This is a genomic window from Lactiplantibacillus argentoratensis (assembly GCF_037290055.1).
GTDB classification, from domain to species: domain Bacteria; phylum Bacillota; class Bacilli; order Lactobacillales; family Lactobacillaceae; genus Lactiplantibacillus; species Lactiplantibacillus plantarum.
The window spans coordinates 2,866,976-2,888,384 of record NZ_CP147647.1 but is presented as its reverse complement, the minus strand read 5'-3'; the positions used below and the strand labels follow the sequence as shown (position 1 = coordinate 2,888,384).

Genomic DNA, 21,409 nt, shown 5'->3' with positions numbered 1-21,409 from the left:
TGAAATTAATGGCACAAAATGTTGAACAACAACCAGTAACCAAGAAAAAGTTATCATGGCATCAAATTAATGAAGGCGTTGCCTTTGGATTAGGTAACTTAGGACACTCGGCATTCTATGGTGCGTTGAGTACTTATTTTATCGTCTTTGTCACTAGCGGGATGTTTAGTGGCGTTGCACCGGCTATCGCCAATCGGTTGATTGGTTTAATCACAGGACTGGTGGTGGTGATTCGCTTAGCGGAAGTCGTTGTCGATCCAATCTTAGGTAATATTGTTGATAATACGGAAACACGTTGGGGTAAGTTTAAGCCTTGGCAAGTAATTGGGAGTATTATCAGTTCGGTCTTATTAGTCGTTATTTTCTCAGGAATCTTTGGATTAGCAAAGGTAAACTGGATTTTATTTGCAATTGTTTTTGTGATTTTATTTATTATCCTGGATGTCTTCTATTCGTTAACAGATGTCTCGTATTGGGGCATGGTTCCAGCGATTAGTGAAGATAGTCATGCCCGGGGGATTTTCACGGCGCTTGGCAGTTTTACTGGGACGATCGGTTGGAACGGCCTGACGATGGTCGTTGTACCGATTACCACGTACTTTACCTTTATCGCAACTGGTAAGCATACCCAAGGTCCACAAGGCTGGCTAGCGTTTGCCGTTATTGTCGGTATTGTGGCAGTCATTTCCGCACTATTTGTCGCCTTTGGAACCAGTGAGAAGCACAATGCGATTCGGGAAGCAGCCAAACAAAAGACGACGATCAAAGGTGTCTTTATGGGCATTATCAAGAATGACCAAATTATGTGGGTCAGTCTGGGTTACTTATTCTATTCATTAGCATACGTGACAACCAACGGGGTCCTATTCTATCTTTTTAAATTCGTGATTGGTAAACCTGGTGAATTTTGGATTGCTGGGGCGGTCGCAACTGTGATCGGTTTTGTGACGTCACCACTATATCCAATCTTGAACCGGTTTATTCCACGGAAAGTGCTCTTTGCACTCGGTCAATGCTCAATGATTTTAGCCTATATTATCTTTATTGTTGCGCAGACGAATTTGACCCTATTGATTATCGGATTAGTGCTTTTCAATATTAACTTTGCCCAATTAGTCACGGTCCTATCGATGACCGATGCTATTGAATACGGTCAATTGAAGAATGGCAATCGTAATGAAGCGGTGGTGCTTGCCGTTCGGCCGATGCTCGACAAAATTACGGGTGCCTTTTCTAACGGTATCGTCGGTGCCATTGCTTTGGTTGCTGGTATGACTGGTAGTGCAACGGCCGCCGATATGACTGCAAGTAATATTCATACGTTTGAACTCTTAGCGTTTTACTTGCCGTTAGCATGTGCGATCTTGTCATTGTTAGTCTTTACATTTAAAGTAACCATTACCGAAAAGAAACATGCCGAAATTGTTGAAGAGTTACAGGCCAAATTAGCAACCGGGGAAGCAGCGGATGTTGCGGTAACGCCTGCATCTGACACGCTGACCACTGAAATCTTAGCACCAGTAAGCGGTCAACCGCTCGCATTAGCGGATGTCAAAAGTGCCGCACAACCACAAGGCTTACCAGGAGTTGGTTTCGCCATTCGGCCAAGTGATGGTCGCCTCTACGCGCCATTCGATGGGACGATTCGGTTTACGTTCTCAACTAAACATACATTAGGAATCGTGTCAGCTGACGGTCTTGAAACAATTATTCACGTGGGGATCGGGACGGTTAACCTCCGTGGTGCTGGCTTTACGACTTATTATCAAGATGGGCAAGTCGTACACGCTGGTGATTTACTGATGACCTTTGATCGTGATCTGATCAAACAGAGTGGTTATGACGATGTGGTTGTGACTTTCTTTACACAACCCGGTCGCGTTACAGCACACACTGAAGCTTGGTCAACAGAAGTACAGCATGGTCAATCAGCAATGAAAGTCACATTCAAATAGCTTGTCGTTGTCGGTCATGACAACACTGACTCATTGCGATAATCGTTCGTGTTAGACTTGAGGTATCAAATAAGCACTGCTCACATAATAGTGGGCAGTGCTTATTTAGCATTCATTAAACTGTTCAAAAAGTACGGTACCGGTTAGCGTTTCATCGGTACTTCCATGCCAGCGCTGGCTTTTGCCCGCTGTAATAGCAAGTAGTGGGCCGCGCCAAAGACGGCACCAAACAGTGCAGGGACTAACCAATCCATCCCGCTGCTGGCAAGTGGTAAGAAGCTTTGGACATGCGCCATTGCTTGACCGAAAGCACTTTGGCTAACGACGGCGGGGAAAGCGGCGACCATGTCAAAGACGGCGGGGACGACGGTGAAGACGACGACCCAAACGTAGACGACACTTGACTTGTGGAAGAGTGGCGAAAGGATCGATAAGAAGATCAGTGCCATGGCTAACGGGTAGAGGAACATCAGAACGGGGGTGGACCAGGCAATGATCTGGTTTAAGCCCACATTAGCAGTTAAAAATGAGGCGAGACACGTGATTCTCAACCAGGCTTTGTAACTCAAGAAACCGAAGTGCTTATGGAAGTCCTGAGCGAAGGCGGCGACGAGCCCGATAGCAGTGGTCAAACAAGTGGTAATGATCAACACGGCTAAAATGGCTTGTCCGACACTACCCATGTAGTGGTTAACGATTTGGTCAAAGGCGACCCCGCCGTTATCGGATAATTTGAATTGACCTAACGATTGCGCGCCTAACAAGATTAAGAGTACGTAGATCAAGCCTTCAAAGGCCATTGAGAAGAAGCCAGCTCGGGCGGTCACCCACGCGGCTTTGTTCGGGTCGGTTTGGCCCATGAAGTTAACGGCAGTGACGATGGTGACGCCTAACGCCAACCCAGCTAAGGCGTCCATCGTGTTGTAGCCTTGCAAGAAACCATTGGTAAAACCCGCGGTCCGATAGGCAGCAGTTGCACTGGTGCTACCGGCATGAGCTAGCGGACTGCTGAAAGCGACGGCAAAGATGGCGACTAATAATAGCAAAAATAATGGATTTAATAATTTGCCGACCCGAGCCATGATTTTGCTCTGCTCAACGGACAGGTAGTAGGCGAGTCCGAAGAATGCGGCGGAAAAGAGCAGTAATGCGAGTGATTGATACTTTGCTGGGAAAAACGGTGCCAGACCAACGGTGAACGATACGGTGGCCGTCCGTGGTGTTCCAAAGAAGGGGCCAATCGTAAAGTGGATGAGAACCATGAAGACCACGGCAAAGGTTGCGCCTAGTGGTTTACCAATGTCATAGACCCCCTTGGACTTCGTGACGCAGACGGCTAAGACGGATAGTAAGGGTAATAGGACGGCCGTGACGAGAAAGCCGACCGCGGCAGTGCCCCAGTGACCGCCCGCTAGTTGACCCAAGTGAAGTGGGAAGATAAGGTTGCCGGCCCCAAAGAATAAGGCGAAAATCATGGAACTTAAGGTGACGTAATCACGTTTGGTCAAATTTCTCTTTTGAACTCGATTTAGCATAGAATCAGCACTCCTTTATTTAATCAAGCCGATGAAGCGTAGATCATCGGGCATGTCAAAGTTGCGATTAACTAAAAAACGTCCTGATATCTGAGTTAGACTCAGAAACCAGGACGCTTGAACACGTGTTACCACCTTAGCTTTGTGACCGCCTTACGACGAGTCACCTCAAAAAGTACGGCAAGTGGCCGGCCACCTGCGATACTTCGGCTCAATAATGGGAGCAACCAACAGCAACTAACCTTAAGCTCGTCACTGCCACTCAGAACTGATTTTCAACGATCTGGTCATGATGTCATTGCACCAAACTGACACTCTCTAGGCATTCACAGAAGGTTTACTTTGTTCATCGGCGTGTTTGTTAATCGATTTCTAATGTGGTTCTAATTTACAACCGCCATCAACATTTGTCAATCTTTTTTCAAAAAAAGTTAGTTAGCTAGTGCGGATTCGTAAATAAAGATGGATAATAGCTGTAACAAGGAAATTTGTGAGGAGGAACCGCTGATGACCAACAGCAATGAGGAAAAGCCCCAATGGCAAGTCAATCAAAATCGCCATACCCGTTTTCGGACGATTGTCAGTGTCTTGCGGCGCTATAACGTTTTGAGTAACCTTGCCCGGCAGAAAAATCCCGACCAGGTGCGCGCGGCGTTTGAAGAACTCGGGCCAACGTTTATTAAAATCGGTCAGATTCTTTCTTCACGAACGGATATCGTTAAGCCGGAATTTGCGAACGAGTTTAAAAAGTTGCAGAACAACGTCCGGGCTGATGACTTTAGCGTGGTCAAGCAGACGATCGAACAGCAGACGGGCAAACCAATCGACGAGATGTTCGCCCAGTTTGATGAGCAGCCGTTTGCGTCAGCATCGATGGGTCAGACGCACCATGCGACGCTACTCAACGGGCAGAAGGTCGTCGTGAAGGTACAACATCCGGGTATTGACGCGGAAGTCGCCCTAGATATCTCGTTATTTGAGCGGGCGTTACCGTTGTTGCGGTATATTCCAGAGTCCTCAGTCGTTGATTTGCGCGAAATGGTCGGCGAAATCAAACGGTCACTATTCAACGAATTGGATACCAGTATTGAGGTGAAAAACGGGTCGCGGTTTTACCGATTGAATAATACGGACGATATCATTCGGGTGCCCCGGGTTTATGCAAAGTACAGTACGCAAAAGGTACTGGTTAATCAATACATGCCGGGAACGACGATTCAGCATTTTATGGCGCAAATGCTTGCGGCCGATGAAGATGGAAATCACCAGTATGATGACGAGCGCCGTTATTTAGCTCACGTCTTGGTCCAAAACTTCTTGAAGCAAGTCTTTGAGGACGGTTTCTTTCACGCCGATCCCCATCCCGGGAATATCCTGTTGCGAGAATTGCAGCCGGATGATATCGGGTATCATGATACGGTTCCTAAGCATGCTGGAAAAATCGGCAAACGGCAGTTACCACCATACCGGTTAGTTTATCTGGATTTTGGCATGATGGGTGAGATCAGTCCAGCTTTGATGGCAGGAATTGCTAATGTTGTCGTGGCAGTGACAACCGAAGATACCCATCAAGTCGGCAAAGCAATCTTAGCGATTTCAAACCGAACTGGCGTGGTTGATGAAGAAGCGTTCTTTAGTGAGTTAGCACCATTTTTAAGTCAGTATTATAATTCGGGACTGGGCGACATTGATTTTCAAGGCTTGTTGTTTGAAATGGTCAAGGTTTGTCGCAGTAATAATATTCAAATGAATCCAGCGGTTACCATGTTAGGTAAGGCGTTTGGAACGATCGAAGGTATTGTGGAGACGCTCGACCCAACCTTATCAATGATGGACGTGGCGCGGCCGTTTGCGCGCAAGTACATCCGCGAGAATTTTAATTGGCGCAATGAACTGGAAGATGGCATGTTGGCTAGCCTTCAAAGCCTGCGTGATGCCCCGAAGATTCCGTCACGCTTATTATCAGCTCTAGATACGTTTGAGAATGGTCAGACGCGGGTCAACTTGGTCTTTGCACACCGCAAGATGTTTATTGATCGGATTGATTCGATGGTCAATAAGATTGTACTGTCCGTTATTCTGGCAGCGCTGATTGTTGGATCATCACTACTAGTTCAAAGCCATCCTGATAATAGCTGGATCACAAACATTGGTATTTTTGGTTATGTGTCCGCAGTTGTCGTCATTATTGGCCTCTTGATCGGAACGCTTCATTCCTGGTACACGCATTGGCGGCGCAAGTGAAAGTGACGGTGGGGCGCCAATTACTGCGCACAGGACCGTGTGTTACGAAAAGTTGCGCAATGTGGATCTGTTCAACTGATATTTCTTAAAATTTAAGCAGACGAAAAACAGCGATACGGTGATGATTCCAAGCCATAAAATCATCACAATATCGCTGTTTTAATAATTATATTCTATTATCAATTAATCGGGGTTAATAACGCAACGACTAATTGCGGACTAGTCTTCTGACCCCATGATCCGGGCACAGAATGCGGCCAAGATGGCGCCGACTTCTGGTGCTAAAATGTAGACCCAGAGATGTGATAACGCACTACCACCGGCAAAGATCGCGGGGCCGATTGAACGGGCAGGGTTCAAAGAACCACCCGTTAAGTTGAGGGCGACAATGATCAAGAACGCTAAGGTCACCCCAATGGTCAAGCCAGCAAAGTCTGCGTTACCATGGTCCTTGCTAGTAACGTTCAGGATAACCATTAAGAATAAGAACGTGACTAGTGCTTCTACAAAGAAGGCCATACCACTGCCGATTTTTGGAAAATCAGTTTGACCAAGTGACGTTGCAGATAAGCCTAGTGCACTGACAAATGACTTAACGGCTGCGGAAGCAACGATGGCCCCAATGATTTGGGCGATGATGTAGCCGATCGCATCGGCGGCATCGATTCGACGGTTGATCAACATCGCAGTCGTAACGGCGGGGTTAAAGTGACCACCAGAAATACCACCAAAGGCATAGGCAGAAACGGTGATTGCTAACCCGAAGGCTAACCCAATAGCGAGGACGTCACCTTTAGCAATCACAACGGTTGCAGTCCCTAAGAAAACTAACATAAATGTGCCGAGAAATTCGGCGAGATACTTGCGCATAGTTGCACACTCCCTTTTTGAATAATTGCTAACCTAACCTATTTTACAATACCTGCTCGTGAAAACGACGGAATTTGTTCAATTAGTGAATATTTCTGATAAGATTTTTATAATTATGTTAATGGTCATGATATCGTTTAATGGCTGGTACAACAGTGATTGATGGCATTTCTGAGCCGTTTGAATTAGGCTAAATAAAAGTTTTGTTTTTAACCGGTCATTATTAATGGCAGTCAGTATGATTGGCGAGTGACCTAACATTGCCGTGAACGCTAATTGCCGATAATGGTGGCTTCTGTTTTATAATGGTTAAGACGAGTAAGATGATATTATTTGAAAATAACTCAATTTTGTTTCACGTGGAACAGTAAAGGAAGGTTTAATTAATGGCGTTATCATATCAAGCCCTATTAACAGCGGTTCCGGTCGTTTTAAAAGCCGGGAACGTGCCGAACATTGTTGGTGAAGCCGGGATTGGAAAGTCGGCGTTGGTAGCCGAAGTTGCTAAGCGGATGGGCGCACAACTGTACACGACCGTTGTGAGTCTGTCCGAGAAGGGGGATTTAGCGATTCCCGTCCCGCCCCTAACGAGCGACTCATTTATACAAACGAAGCGCTATGGCCAGTTAGCTGATGTACAATTTGGCTATGCACACACGTTGATTGAAATTATTCAGTATGCTGAACAGCATCCGCAGCAACCGATTCTATGGTTCTTAGACGAATTCAACCGGGGCACCCAGGCCGTTCAAAGTGAATTAATGAATCTAGTCTTACAACGGACGATCAACACGTTGAAATTACCAGAACAGGTGCAATTGGTCATTGCCGAAAATCCAGATGCAAGTATGACTGGATTCGAAAGTAGTACTTATGGCGTTACTGCCGGCGATGCAGCTATCAAAGATCGAACCGTACGCCTGGTGATGCGAGCGGACGCAGCGGACTGGCTTGCTTGGGCCAACCAAATGGATGAGCGCCTGCAGCGACCAAACATTCATCCGCTCGTCCAGCAGTTTATTAGCGAAGACGTCACGCGGCTCAATCAGGCTGATGTCCAGGCTGATTTAACGGCGACTCCGCGGGCATGGGCGCGTGTTTCAGCGAACTTATATGAAATTGAAAAACTGCCTGCGGATCAACAAACGGCCGTGGCATTGGACATCTTTCAAGGAGACGTTGGCACTGAGTTGGGGCTCGTCTTCGAGCAATTCTTGGAGCAACAAGCCATTCACCTGACACCGGCGATGATTTATGACAGTCAACCGGTGGGGGCCGTGGTGCCGGCACCGATTCTTAAGCAGTTTACGGCGATGAATGAAGTTCAAAAGCGGACGGTTTTGGCAAGCTGCTTAGCTTTAACCACCACGTACCCCTTGACGGATGATCAGCATGCCGGTCGGTTCATGCAACTCCTGCAAACTCTCAGTCAAGATGGTCAGTTTGCATTGGTTCAACAAATCGGCCATGAACGCGACTTATTGAAGCAATTATATACAGTAAATGTTGCCAAGCAGAGTCCGTATGTGACCGCTTTGTATCAGTATTTGCAGCAGGTCGCTAGCTGGTCAAATCAGTAAGAAGGTAGTGAGCTATCATGATTAACAATGCCAATGAGTACACGCGCTGGCAACAAGCGATGTTAGTAACGCCAACGGTCAATACGGTCCAGGCGGGCGCAACCATGATTGATCGCGCTATCATTGAGTTACTCGCGACTGATCAATTTTATGGCGAGTTGCTGACTCGGCTCCCCAGACAGCTGAATCCCGCGTTAACGACGCCGTTTACCTTAGCTTGGCAGAATAATCAGCTGGTCTTACAATACGCGCCGGCCGCGATTGCGCAGGCTTTTCCCCAGTTTTCTTACTTACAGGCGGGTTTAAAACACGTGGCCTTGCACGTCGTCTGGCAACATCCCGTTCGGTATCGTGAGCAAGTCAAGCAGCGACCAGAGCTGGTGACGTTAGCAACTGACCTGGCCGTTAATCAGTACGTCGACGGCTTGCCTAACGACGCCGTCAGCTTGATGACTGTCCAACCATTAGTCGATGAGCAGTTACCACAACGAGCAGATTCTGGCCGTTATTTAAAATTATTGCAGCGGCAGTCACGGTCGCAATCTCAGCCCAGTGGCGCGCCAACAGCCACTTCGCAGAATAAGGATCAGCACCAGCGCGCAACAGGGTCTGGCGACCACCAGTCGCAACAGTTGATCGATGATCCCGGTGGCTGGTCAGCTCCTGGACAGTTAACGAATCCTAATCTGGCAACTGCCCGGTTACGACAGTTGGCGAAGGATGCCTGGCAACAGACGAATGAAGCAGGCCGAGGGTTAGTGGCGGGCAACGTGCGCGCTCAGCTCACTGTAATGACGCAGCCAGCCCAGCTTGATTGGCACCAATTATTGGTTCGGGGACTTGGTCAGATTCCGAGTGGTAAGAAAGCCTCGCACGCGCGCTTTAATCGACGGCAACCCGCGCGGATGGAATTACCCGGTCAAATTGGTGATACGCGCTTAGACTTGCAAGTGTATGTCGATAATTCGGGTTCAATCAGTGACCTGACGTTGCAACGATTATTGGCGCAGGTCGCCGCGTTGACCCGGTTGCTCGCAACGACGATCGCCGTTAAGTCGTTTGATGCAATCGTTCAACCTGGTCAAACGTATCAAGTAAGCCTACCACAACAGATTCGCTTTACGCGCCGTGGTGGCGGTGGGACCGTATATCAAAGCATCTTTGATGATTTACTGGCCCACCACAAGACGAATGCGACGACCTTAGCGCTGATTTTAACGGACGGCCGGGGTGAACGGCATGTTGAATCGCACCGCTTTACGAATGTGATCTGGTTGTTAGCGCGGGCTGAAGACCGGTTGTCGATTGAACCAGCAATCGGTCACGTGGTTAACTTGAACTTGGAGGATGAATAGTATGGGCACACCACTTAATCCAGATGATATGCAATCGTTGTTGACCCATGACCGGCGTTATCAGCGGGCCAGTGCCATCTTAACGGATCAATGGCAACGAATCATGGCTGATGAAGACTTGGCTTACCGACAACAGATTACGATTGACGATTTACAGTTTGCTAAGGCGTTGCTAGCTAGTGAGACGCTGACAAGTCAATTTGAATTTGACCATTACGCGGGTGTACAACGGTTGCGACAACATTATGGTAGTCAATTGACGAGTTCAGCACAGCACTGGTTAGTGCAAAAATATTTATAAGTCAATCGCTAGTTATGACCCAAAAGTATGACTGTGACTTATATAGATGAAAAAATAAAGCAAGCTTTTCCCAAAGTGTTCGGGAGAAGCTTGCTTATTTTATGCGCTGATTAACTGCTTTAGGTTCAACGACGTGCTAGAAAAGCCATCCAGGCTTGTTGCTGCGCTTGAATATCTGGCTGACTGCCTTGACGGAGTCGCGTTTGAAGGCCAATACGGGCTTCTAGCAGTGCCTGAGCTAGTGTCATACTGGACTGATTATTGATAATTTGCTCATTAGCTTGGCCTTTGAGGATGACCGCAGCCATGAGGGTCAGGTAGTCGTCGTAAAACCAACTGACGGCTTGCTGAACATCAGTATCAGTAGTACCAAATTCAGCGACGGCGTTAGCCATTAGGTCACCGGCTGGTTGTTCGGATGTCGTTAAATCGTGGCTAAAGAGCATACTCAGGATAGCTAAGGGGGCGGCGCCATCCTGCTCTAAGCGCTGCATTGCTTGGGTACAGCGCATTAAAGTTTGTTGGTGATAGCGCTGGAGTGCACGCAGGTAAAGGGTGTGCTTGTCCCCGATAGCGTTATATAAGCTTTGCTTCTTGACGCCGCTAGTTGTTACGATTTCGTCCATAGAAGTATGATAATAGCCTTGTTGCCAAAATAAGTGCATGATTTTTTCGATAACTTGGTCGTCTTGGAATGTCTTTTTAGCGGGCATGATTCGAACCGCCTTTCTGGTTAAAAATAAGTGTTTTAAGTATACCACAGCGCACTTCATTGTTTGGTTAATACATATTAACGTTGAAAATTGTTTGATTAGGGGCCTTTTACTGTTTTTAAAGCCGATTTTAATTAGTTGATTCTGTATCACTTTAAAACTGATAAAAGATTTCCACATTAAATCGATTACATAATTTTATAAATTGAAGATAATTTATGTAATAGCCCGTTGTTACAACGATATTCTAAATATATATAGGAATTTAATATTTATAATTATCAAAATTTTTAACTTATGAGCAGCCTCATTAAACTCTAACGATAATATAATGTTGACGACTTGTTTAGTTGAGGGTACCAACTAGTTGTCTCTGATTCAACAAATGAAAGCAGCGGGAAAGCTTGCGATTAAACTGATTTCAGTAGTTTATATTAAAATATTTGTAATCACCATAATATTAAAAATGGCACAGAAGTCCGTTAAAAAGGGGATTTTATTCAATAGTTAAGGGGCGTCATCAATTGACAGCGATTCCAAAACCATGATATATTTTCGTTGCTGATAGGGTTACTCACAACGATTCACTATTAGTAACAAGCATTAATAATGATGATAAATTCAAGTCGATATCTGGAAAGGATGTGATCGTATTAATTGGATGAGTAGCTTTCAAGACTTCGGTATCAGTCAGCTAATCAAGTTACCACTAGTGGCTGATACGCAATCAGGCACTTACCACGTAACGGTCACTGCTAATTCAGGTGACAATGGAGCGGCTGATAAAATTGCGGGTCCGTTACAAGGTGTATTACCGCAAATGAATGGGACCCAGCAATGGATTCTGTTCGGTATCGGCGTATGTGGACTTAGTTTGTTAATATTATTAATTCTAATCTGGTGGCGCAACCGTCAAACAATAAAGGAGCAACCAAAATGAAAAAATATCTCGGAACTCTCGTTGCAGGCATGACACTAATGGCAGGATTACCACTTGTTGGTCAAGCTGCAGATACGGAGACATCGACCAAAGCTGAAGTTGAATTAATCCAGGATGACACTAATAAAGATATTACCTTGGATCAAGCACCCGGTGTTAGCTTTGGGACCGAAAAAATCACTAATGACAGTAAAACCTATGAAGCTAGAAGTGTTACTGGCGACTTAAAGGTGACTAACCCCGGGAATACTGGCGGGTGGATAGTACATGTTAAAGGCTCGAAGTTCATGAATGCAGATGATACTCGTGAATTACGGGGCGCCGCGTTAACTTTTGCACAAGTTAATGCAACGGCGGATGATGCTAATAACATCTCTAAAGCAAAAGCTTATAAAGTGGCTATCACTGACCAAGATCAAATTATCATGGACGCAGAAGCTAATGAAGGAATCGGTAAGTTTACGAGTAAGTATGCGACCAATGAAGTTAGCCTATTGATCCCTGCTGGTAACGCGGCTGGCGCTTACACTTCAACCTTGACATGGACATTAGGTAACGCCCCTAGCTAACCAGTTAATGTGCCAGAGGAGAACTGAGGTGTGACCGATGAAAAAGGGATTGTTGGTAACAGGTCGGTTATTAATGACTGTGATAGGTTGTCTCATCATTAGTAACTGGGGCTGGTTTATCGCAACGCAAGCTGCAACGACACAGTCACAGGTGCAGGTAGAAATGACCCCTTCGGATGATGACAATGCAGTTTCTCCGGTCGACCCTGATGATCCTAGTAAACCATACCCGGGTGATCCGGTCGATGAAGGCAATGTCGCTGGTACGGGCTCACGGGGAAAGTTAACCATTGATTTCGTCAGTAATTTGAAATTCAATGCGATTACGACCGCGGGTGGGCCGATTAAGACGACTGCCAAGAATGAGCGGGCGATGATTCAAATAACTGATCGCCGCGCCACGGCTGCTGGGTGGACGTTACAGGTCACGCCAAGCTTATTGCAAAGTGGTCAGCAGACCTTAACGACGTCTTTAAAATTAGGTGCAGTTCAATTACGGCCCGGTGCCGGCAATGTTAGTACTACACCTAACGTTATTAATACTGGTGAATTAGTTGCTGGTTTAGCGAATAATGTCGTGATTGCCCCGCCTAATACTGGTCTAGGTACTTGGCTGGTCGTTCTGAATCGCGGGCAGGTACCCACGGAACTCGAAGTCCATGATCGCCAATTGCGTGCCGGCGACTACACGGGTACGCTGGCTTGGTCATTAACGAACGCACCTAGTTAATTAAATGATTTGATGTGAAGCTGCTACTTGTAACGAATGGCAGCTTCAGTCATACATAGCTCGTCACTTACCGTTGAATAAAGGAAGGGTAAAGCCTATGAAAAAAATATTTTGGCAGTTAATCGCTGTTGTGGGTCTCGTTATGGCAGGTTTGACAATGACTGCTCGAGCGGATGACCTCAATTACACGGTTCAGGCGGATTTGCCTGATAACCAAATTAATCAAAAAGTGTCCTATTTTGACTTAAAGGTCACACCAGGGCAAACACAGGATCTCAACTTAACCATTAAAAATAGTGATAGTAAAGAACATCGATACACGGTATCGCCTAATCTGGCGGTCACGAATAACAACGGTATCATCGATTATAGCCAGGCAAAAGCCAAGGCCGATGATTCCTTGAAGTTTAATATCAAGACAGCACTTTCAAAGTCACAGGTCGTGACCGTTCCCGCTAAGTCAAGCAAAAAAGTCACTATTAAATTGACGGTACCCGAGAAAAAGTTTGCGGGCGTGGCGCTGGGTGGTATCAATATCATCCAGGAACTCAGTACCAAGGCGAAGCAATCTAGTAGTGGTATGGCCATCAATAATCAATATGCGTACGTGATTGGCTTGCAGTTACGTGAAACTGATCCAAGTGCGATCAAACCCGTCATGAAGTTGCACGCGGTCAAAGCCAAGCAACGTAACTATCGTAATTACGTCACGGCTAATCTGCAAAACAACCAGCCCGTTATTATGCATGGCTTAAAGATCAAGAGCTATGTGACTAAGGCAGGTTCATCTAAGAAATTATTGACGACGACTAAGGAAAATATGTCAATGGCGCCAAATAGTAATTTTGACTTTGCAGTTGGTGACGGGACGCAACAATTGAAGGCGGGCAAGTACACTTTACATTTAACGGCAACGGCTGATAAGGGTAAGTGGCAATTTACAAAGAACTTTACCATTACTGATAAAGAAGCTCAGACTTTAAATGATACAGCTGTTACAGAAAAACAATCGAACTATTTCTGGTGGTTTGTTGCGTTGGGCGCACTGATTATTGTCCTATTAGGCGCAATTATCTGGCTACTATTGAAAAACCGCCGTCGTCAGGACTAACTAGCGAGAGGAGTTTTCAACATGTGGAAGGGACCGAAACAAATACTAGTTGCATTAACTGCATTAATGGGATTATGGGCCGGGACCGCCCAAATTCAGGCTGCTGACGAAGCGACGTTGGCAACGGCACCGTCTGGCCTGAATCAGTTGGATAAACTCTTTACGCTACCAGCAGCATTCAGTAGTGGCATTAGTAATAGTGCGAATATTGGGAATGTGACCAATGCAAGCTCGCCAAATACGCAGGCCGTTCAGGTTATTAACGGCAAGAAGCAAATGGGTGGCTTTTGGTCGAACGACGCCAATCGCCTAGATTTAAATAAAGATGCTACGTTTAAAATGTGGGTGTATTTGGGAACATCCACGAGTACTAGTAAGGCCGGCGATGGGATGGCTTTTGTCTTACAAAATGATCCAAATGGTACTGCTGCATCCGCACAAGTCAGTTCGTCCAGCATTATTGGTGAGACACTCGGTGTTTGGGGTGTTGATACGGATAATAAATTGAAGGACGGCGAAGAATTTGCGAAAACGGCCATCCAAAATAGTTGGGCCTTAGAGTTTGATACCTATACCAATACTTCAACTAGCTATAGTAATGCTGGTAAGGGTGATTCGTTTGATGATGGTATTAAGAAACAACACATTGCGACCGGGTATCCTGGGCTGGCTAGTCAGTATGAAAATCAGTCTGTCAGGAGTTTAGACGTTACCGGGATAATTTGGTCAACCCGGTACTACTTTACGCAAAAACATACCAACCTAGTGACGAATATGTCATTAGGAGATAGCAAGTGGCACCACCTGGTGATGGACTGGCATGCGGCGACTAAAACGATGACGTACACTTATAATGACATCAATCCAGATGGGTCGGCGACGGGTAGCGGCTTTACTCAGAGTGAAGTGTTAGATACTAGCCAATTCAACAGTAGTGATGGCCTGGTTCGCTGGGGATTCATGGGCGCCACTGGTAGTAATTCTGGTAACAACATGGTCGTGATCGAAAGTGCGCCGAACTTAGTTGATGTGCAGGCGGCGGTTAAGGTTACGGATAAGACCAAGAATCGCGAAATCAAGATGGGTGGCCAGCTCAAAGCCAAACATAAAGTTCAGTATGACTATCAATTGACGTACCAAGGCGGTCAAATTGACTGGGATAACATTACGGCTGAACTCAATCTACCGCAACATATTGCGTTTGACAGTGCCAAGGTAACGTATGCGGATGGTAGTGATCAGGCTTTGACGGCGCCAACGAGTAGTGATACTAAGGTTGACTATACACTAGATAAAGCAGTATCGGTGAGCCAACCGACCGCGACGATTACGCTTAATGGGACGGCCGATAACGTTGTCGTCAATGAACAGACCACGGCAACCACCGCGACATTTAAAAATAAGGTGTTTGAAACTACGGCGGAAGCACCGGATTACATGATTACGGTCGATCAGCCACTAGATCTGAGGATCCGCAATAGTCCGTATACCGTTTCTAATGGTGAAGACGTGTCGATCAGAGGGATTGTTGCGGCCGAGGATTCGGAACAATTAACTAACGGTCAAGTGACACTACACCCAACGCTTAATGGCAAGGAAATGCCAACGGTTCAAATGTCGGATGATGACGAACAAGGTTACTTCTACTACAAGGTCAAAGCAGAGGATTTACACGTCGGTGATGATAATGAGATTGAACTATGGGCATCTGACCGTTACGAGAACGTCTCACCAGTTGATAAAGCGCAGATTATTGTTACTGCAGGTGAACTTGGTTTTAAGACGGTTGCCAAAAGCAGCACGTTTAAAACCATTACTTTAGATGGTTCGGCTCAAACGACAGACCGGGAAGACGATTGGCAACTAGTTGTACGGGATAGTCGTGGTAAGGGCTCTAGTTGGCAACTACAAGCTAGTGCGACTAATTTTAAAACAACCGGTGGTCAGAATTTGGCGGGCGACGTGATTTTCCGCGACGGCGAGCAGACGACCACGCTGAATTCTGCGGGTACGGTGATTGACAGTCACACGGCTACTAGTGATAACGATGATTATGATGTCTTGGCAGACTGGACGAATAAGTCAGGCATTTTATATCAAAGCAATGCGGGAGCTACTCCGGGTTCTTACACGGGGGATATTACGTGGACGTTAACAGATGCACCTAAGTAATGATCGGGTTGGTATAAGAGAAGCAAAAGCACTCACACGCAAGATTGTGAGTGCTTTTGCTTTCTAGTTATTAGCCATAATGGTTAAAGATAATAATAATTTTAATTACCACAGTTAAGTGAATGAATAATCAGCCTGAATGACTGAGAACGTTGTAATCAAGGCATTTATTTATCGTGTGATTAGTGAAGTATTTACACTTTTTACGTGTTTTTGGTTGCGTTTTCTTTTTACTTTAGTACAATGTAATTGTTACCAAATACATGTTGCACAAGCATGATTGTGAATATAAACACATTTAAGGAGCGATTTAAAAATGAAAGTTATTGTAATTGGTTGTACCCATGCCGGCACTGCTGCCGTTAATCAGATTTTAGCATCAAATCCAGATACTGAAGTGACGATTTATGAAAGAAATGACAATGTCTCGTTCCTATCCTGTGGGATCGCACTTTACCTTGGCGGCCAAGTTGCTGATCCTCAAGGCCTATTTTATTCCAGTCCTGAACAGTTAGCTAAGTTAGGCGCAACTGTTCATATGCAACATGATGTGACGGATGTGAATACTGACAAACATGAAATCACGGTTACTGACTTAAAGACTGGTGAATCTAAGACTGATCACTATGACAAGTTAGTTGTTACTACTGGTTCATGGCCTGTTATTCCACCAATTGATGGCATCGATAGCCCTAACGTTTACTTATGCAAGAACTGGACGCATGCTCAGAACTTATGGGAAGCGGCCAAGCCAGCTAAGCGGGTCATTGTGATTGGTGGCGGCTATATCGGTACCGAATTAGTTGAAGCTTACCAGAAGCAAGGTAAGGAAGTCACACTAATTGATGGTTTACCACGGATTTTAAATAAATACTTAGACAAAGAATTCACTGACCGGGTTGAACAAGACTTTGTTGATCACGGTATCAAGATGGCTTTGAATCAAATGGTGCAAGGCTTCAGTGATGATGGTAAAGAAGTTACGGTCAAGACTGACAAGGGCAGCTACACAGCCGACATGGCGATTCTTTGTGTTGGCTTCCGGCCAAACACCGGCTTACTCAAGGGTAAGGTCGATATGAACGCCAACGGCTCAATCAAGACTAATGACTACATGCAAACTTCTGATCCAGATATTTACGGTGCTGGTGACTCAGTTGCGGTTCATTACAACCCAACCAAGAAAGATGCCTATATCCCATTAGCAACGAATGCGGTTCGCCAAGGAACCTTAGTTGGTTTGAACATCTTCAAGCCAACGCGGAAGTACATGGGGACACAATCAACTTCTGGGTTAATGTTGTTCGGCCAAACCATCGTTTCATCTGGGATGACCCTAGAACATGCACAGGCCGAAAATGTTCCGGCAGCCGCTGTCACTTTTGAAGACAACTACCGGCCAGAATTTATGCCAACCACTAAGCCTGTTTTAATGCAATTGGTTTACAATCCTGAAACTCGCGAAATTCTGGGTGCACAATTCATGAGTGAACATGACGTTTCGCAATCAGCCAATGTGATTTCAGTGATGATTCAAAATCACAATACCATTGACGACTTAGGGTTCGTAGATATGTTCTTCCAACCAATTTACGACCGGCCATTTAACTATTTGAACTTACTTGGTCAAGCAGCGATTGCCCATGCGGCCGAAGCTGTCACTGAATAATAAGTTAAAATAACGCGATGCTTACCTTGCTTCATGAAGGTAGCATCGCGTTATTTGTTTATTGGTGATAATTGAATGTTAAGTGGTCGGTGGTACTAAAGTTAAGGCCAGCCAGTATTTGTGCCATTAGGTCATCGCGCTTTGGTAAAATCAATGTGAGGCGGTTCAGCTTTAACTCAACGGTACCAAATGCCACCAACCGTTCTAAGATTTCCCTGAGCGTAGTTACTTGCTGATAAGTAGCAGTCAGGTCAACACTGAGAGTTGCTTCATGCTTAGCCGTATCGATTGGGGCAAAGCCGACCTGACCGACGAACGCGTTCGTGTCTCGATCCGTTACGCCCCAAACAAGCTGGTGGTCATGAAAAATCTCACGCATAGTGTGGTTAATTTGTGCAGCGGTTGTTTCCATAGTGGCCGTCGCATTGCTGGTCTGATACAAGTTGAAAACGTCGATAACGCGCACCTTTGTTAGCCAATCAAACGTATAGTGCGGCGTCAGAATGGGATGATACTTTTCAAATTGTGACATAGTGCCTCCTTTAAAATGTGTCATGAATATTTAGTAATTCCTATTGTACTAGTTAAACCGTTATGAATCATGATTAAAACGTGCCATTTTTTGAGTTCAAAATCAGCCGGCTTAGGTTCGCTGGAAACAGTTCGAGTTAGCGTAAACTTGCTTAGTTAGTTCGTCCTACGCCGACTTCCAGGCATTTCTGCCAATTGCTGGAACGCGGTGGACACAGATTTAAGCCGAAGACCACGTCTTAAATACTGGTCTTCCACTAACCAAGCCAAAGACGCTTGCTAAGTGGAATTTCACCGCTGAGCATTGGCAGAAACGCCTTCCAGTCGAGATAGTATTCGAATGGCGGACGGCGATGTACCCAACTTTTGATGAATTGGTTGTTGTTCTTCATAAACAGCAATTTTGTCAATCAACTGTCAGACTGAAAAAGATCTTGTGATAGCTCACTATTTTGTAATCACCATAGTAATAATCGAACGTTTCGACAAAGTGATTAATGTAACCCTAACGTCTTGTTTAAAGTTCCATTATCAAAATAGCCAACGACAAATTGTACCAAGTTAAGTGGTCGTTCATCAGCCATTCGAGCGGCTTCCCGACTGGAGGGGCTGGGTGACAATGCTCAGTAGTCAAATTATTCTTAGCTGGAAGTGATTTTCTTCCGGCTAAGAATAAGACTCGTATTTGAGACCGGGCGGTTTGTGCACGGGCTCAAATCGACGTCGGCTTACGTTCCAGCAATTGTCACCCAGCCCCGGAGGTCGGAATAGGACGCACATCGGCTGACGAACAGCAATCCACCTAACCGGCACGTTTTAATCATAGTTAATGCTAGTTGTTTTCGATGGTTACCAGTGCCCAAATATGCCGATTTAAGCGTCAAGTGGACTGGGGTTGCTTGTTGATGGGCCCCGCTGAAAATGGCGTTAGGTCGGCTAATAACACGTCTGCTGGTGTGATTTGCGGTACAGTCGTGATTGAGACTGGGTCACAGTCCAATAACGATGTAACGGTATCAGACGACAGTTCTATTGTAATATACTAACGTGTAATTTGAATGAATAAGACCCATAATGATGAAACAGATAAAAGGCCGACTAACAAGCGGTGCAATAGCTTGTTAGTCGGTCTTAGTGTTCATTGATTAAAGTTTTTTACCAGATTTTGACCCGCTTATCTGGTGCCCAATACATGGCATCGTCGGGTTGAATGTCGAAGGTTGTGTAGAAATCATCTAAGTTCTTAGGTTGTACGTTTGCTCGGAGCTTAGCTGGAGCGTGGACGTCGATTGAAAGTAAGAGTTGCATGTATTCAGTCGTGGCCTTCATACGCCAAACCATGGCCCAGTTAGTGAAGAATGCACTCAAATCAACGTCATCTTCGCCCTTAGCGGCTTCTTCCGCGCAACTTAAGCCCCCAGCGTCGGCGATGTTTTCGGATACGGTCAACGTTCCGTTAACTTTCGCGCCAGCAAAGTCTAAGCCGTCGAATTCACTGATCATGGACTTGGCAAGTTCCTTGAAGTGAGCGGAATCTTCCTCGGTCCACCAATTATGCAAGTTACCGAATTCATCGAATAGGGCACCATTGTTGTCAAAAGCGTGCGAGATTTCATGAGCGATAACCGCACCGATACCACCATAGTTAGCACTAGAAGATTGTTCTAGGCTGTAGAAAGGTGCTTGTAGGATAGCAGCTGGAAAGACAATAATGTTCATAAATGGGTGGTAGTAAGCATTGACGGTGTCCGCACTCATTTCCCAGCGGGTCCGATCAGTGGCTTTGCCCCACTTTGAGAACATGTCTTGGCGTGCCAAACGGTTAAAGTGGAGGACGTTGCTCAATACGTTGCCACCTTGTTCGGGCGTGTGCGTCTTGAATTTCGTGTAAATCGTTTCTAATTTATCAGGGTAACCGACTTGAATGCCGAGTTTATCAAGCTTGGTCACGGCTTTAGCACGCGTATCTGCGCTGAGCCAAGTGTTCGCTTGCAACCGGCGTTTGTAGACGGCAATCATCTTTTCGACCATCTGATGAACGTCCGCTTTGGCCGCTTCACCAAAATACTTGTGGCCGTAATAGAGTCCAACGACTTGATCAAAAGTTCCGGTAGCTAGATAGTAGGCACTCTTAGCCTGGTTCCGCGGTTCTTTTTGACCAGACAATGCCCGTGAATAAGTCGTGGCTAAGACCCGCATATCGTCGCTGAGGTAACCGCTGTACCGTTGAACGAGCTTGGCTTTCATCCAGTTCTTCATCAAACTGAAGTTATCGGGATTGACCACTTCGTTAAAGTGATCGAAGAAGGCGGGTTCTGGCAAGATGACGAGGTCGGGATTACCATCGATGACGGAGTAGGTGATGGCGGCTAAGTCTAAATAACGACTAGTGTTGACGAAATCGTTGAATTTGCGAGGGTTATACATCTTACTGTAATCAGCCGATTCTTCAGCAGATTTGACCCACGGAACGATCAAACGATCGAATTGCAGCGTGTCATCAACGATTTTTTGTGCTTCGTCCTTTTCGTAACCAGTTTTTTGCAACAGTTCGGTCATCATTTTAGCGTAAATTGCTAGTAACTTAGGGCCGGCCTGGTTGCCTTCGTCGTAGTATGTCTTGTCGGGCAAGATAGTCCCAGGTGCTTGGGCAAATAAGGCGTTGACCTTGGTATTTTTCATATCAGCGTCGACATCCAAGCTGAATGGTAATGGGAGGCCGTCGTAGATCCAATCGGGCATCCGTTGTTGTAAGTCAGCAAAGTCGCTTAAACTATCAATTTGCTTGAGACACGGCAGAATTGGTTCCGCACCATTGGCATTGCGTTGGTCGAAATCTTTAGCTAAGCGGTAAAACTTAATGAATTCGGTTAGCTGAGGATCGTCGGGGGTAACTGTTCCCGCCGCCATTGCATCAAAGTCATGTATTAACGTTTTTTCAATGGCATCAACTAAGTCCATAAAGCCCCCGGTTGAAGAATGGTCATCCGGAATGACGGCGGTTTTGAGCCACTCGCCGTTGACGGCATCGTAGAGATCTTGTTTTACTGCTGCTTGATTAATGGTTGCCATTAAATCCACTCCCTAATAAATTTTCTAATACTAAGTTAATTATACCTTAGATTATTCTCAGT

16 protein-coding genes are annotated in these 21,409 nt (G+C 45.7%); 11 read left to right on the top strand and 5 right to left on the bottom strand.

All coding sequences use genetic code 11. From position 1 onward, the window contains the following. Positions 1-8: 8 nt before the first annotated feature. Positions 9-1,955 carry a PTS sugar transporter subunit IIA gene (locus V7R88_RS13825; protein WP_057717241.1) on the top strand — a complete coding sequence of 649 codons (1,947 nt, stop codon included), beginning with the start codon at positions 9-11 and terminating at the stop codon, positions 1,953-1,955. 143 nt (positions 1,956-2,098) lie between these two features. On the opposite strand, the gene brnQ is transcribed toward V7R88_RS13825, so the two are convergent. Beyond that, positions 2,099-3,490: a branched-chain amino acid transport system II carrier protein gene (gene brnQ / locus V7R88_RS13820; protein ID WP_226320061.1), complete on the bottom strand. Its 1,392-nt coding sequence runs from the start codon at positions 3,488-3,490 to the stop codon at positions 2,099-2,101. A gap of 507 nt (positions 3,491-3,997) precedes the next feature. On the opposite strand from brnQ, the gene V7R88_RS13815 reads away from it, so the two are divergent. Then, the gene (locus V7R88_RS13815; RefSeq protein ID WP_054398320.1) at positions 3,998-5,734 is read left to right on the top strand and encodes an ABC1 kinase family protein; all 1,737 of its coding nucleotides are present in this window, start codon (positions 3,998-4,000) and stop codon (positions 5,732-5,734) included. 219 nt (positions 5,735-5,953) lie between these two features. Here V7R88_RS13815 and V7R88_RS13810 read toward each other — a convergent pair whose 3' ends face one another. Further along, positions 5,954-6,604, bottom strand: coding sequence for an MIP/aquaporin family protein (locus V7R88_RS13810; protein WP_054398318.1), 651 nt, complete (start codon positions 6,602-6,604; stop codon positions 5,954-5,956). 386 nt (positions 6,605-6,990) lie between these two features. Here V7R88_RS13810 and V7R88_RS13805 point away from each other — a divergent pair, with 386 nt between their 5' ends. From V7R88_RS13805 to V7R88_RS13795, 3 genes are read left to right on the top strand one after another with little or no spacing between them, the layout of a single operon-like run. Continuing rightward, positions 6,991-8,184, top strand: a complete 1,194-nt coding sequence (locus V7R88_RS13805; protein ID WP_054398316.1) for an ATP-binding protein — start codon at positions 6,991-6,993, stop codon at positions 8,182-8,184. A 17-nt stretch (positions 8,185-8,201) separates the two neighbouring features. Then, positions 8,202-9,539: a DUF2201 family putative metallopeptidase gene (locus V7R88_RS13800; protein WP_054398314.1), complete on the top strand. Its 1,338-nt coding sequence runs from the start codon at positions 8,202-8,204 to the stop codon at positions 9,537-9,539. Between the two features lies 1 nt (position 9,540). Continuing rightward, positions 9,541-9,840, top strand: coding sequence for a hypothetical protein (locus V7R88_RS13795; protein WP_054398312.1), 300 nt, complete (start codon positions 9,541-9,543; stop codon positions 9,838-9,840). A 125-nt stretch (positions 9,841-9,965) separates the two neighbouring features. Here the strand turns inward: V7R88_RS13795 and V7R88_RS13790 are convergent, their stop codons facing one another. Then, positions 9,966-10,553 (bottom strand): TetR/AcrR family transcriptional regulator, encoded by a 588-nt coding sequence (locus V7R88_RS13790; RefSeq protein ID WP_054398310.1) that lies wholly within the window; start codon positions 10,551-10,553, stop codon positions 9,966-9,968. Between the two features lie 661 nt (positions 10,554-11,214). Here V7R88_RS13790 and V7R88_RS13785 point away from each other — a divergent pair. The 6 genes from V7R88_RS13785 (at position 11,215) to V7R88_RS13760 (ending at position 17,744) form a co-directional block, all read left to right on the top strand. Then, the gene (locus tag V7R88_RS13785) at positions 11,215-11,493 is read left to right on the top strand and encodes a hypothetical protein (protein ID WP_054398305.1); all 279 of its coding nucleotides are present in this window, start codon (positions 11,215-11,217) and stop codon (positions 11,491-11,493) included. Further along, positions 11,490-12,062: a WxL domain-containing protein gene (locus tag V7R88_RS13780; RefSeq protein WP_054398303.1), complete on the top strand. Its 573-nt coding sequence runs from the start codon at positions 11,490-11,492 to the stop codon at positions 12,060-12,062. Before V7R88_RS13785 ends, V7R88_RS13780 begins: the two co-directional genes overlap by 4 nt. 37 nt (positions 12,063-12,099) lie before the next feature. Next, entirely contained in the window at positions 12,100-12,792 is a 693-nt protein-coding gene (locus tag V7R88_RS13775; protein ID WP_054398300.1) for a WxL domain-containing protein, read from the top strand. 97 nt (positions 12,793-12,889) lie between these two features. Continuing rightward, the gene (locus tag V7R88_RS13770; RefSeq protein ID WP_057717872.1) at positions 12,890-13,903 is read left to right on the top strand and encodes a DUF916 and DUF3324 domain-containing protein; all 1,014 of its coding nucleotides are present in this window, start codon (positions 12,890-12,892) and stop codon (positions 13,901-13,903) included. Positions 13,904-13,924: 21 nt separating this feature from the next. Continuing rightward, positions 13,925-16,075, top strand: coding sequence for a lectin-like domain-containing protein (locus V7R88_RS13765; protein ID WP_057717873.1), 2,151 nt, complete (start codon positions 13,925-13,927; stop codon positions 16,073-16,075). Positions 16,076-16,391: 316 nt separating this feature from the next. Further along, positions 16,392-17,744 (top strand): FAD-dependent oxidoreductase, encoded by a 1,353-nt coding sequence (locus V7R88_RS13760; protein ID WP_003643033.1) that lies wholly within the window; start codon positions 16,392-16,394, stop codon positions 17,742-17,744. A 58-nt stretch (positions 17,745-17,802) separates the two neighbouring features. Here the strand turns inward: V7R88_RS13760 and V7R88_RS13755 are convergent, their stop codons facing one another. Together V7R88_RS13755 and V7R88_RS13750 are read right to left on the bottom strand one after the other, a co-directional pair. Then, positions 17,803-18,276: a GNAT family N-acetyltransferase gene (locus V7R88_RS13755; RefSeq protein ID WP_072535164.1), complete on the bottom strand. Its 474-nt coding sequence runs from the start codon at positions 18,274-18,276 to the stop codon at positions 17,803-17,805. A 1,154-nt stretch (positions 18,277-19,430) separates the two neighbouring features. Continuing rightward, on the bottom strand, positions 19,431-21,347 hold the full coding sequence (locus tag V7R88_RS13750) for a M13 family metallopeptidase (RefSeq protein ID WP_338816272.1): 1,917 nt from the start codon (positions 21,345-21,347) through the stop codon (positions 19,431-19,433). Positions 21,348-21,409: the final 62 nt, after the last annotated feature.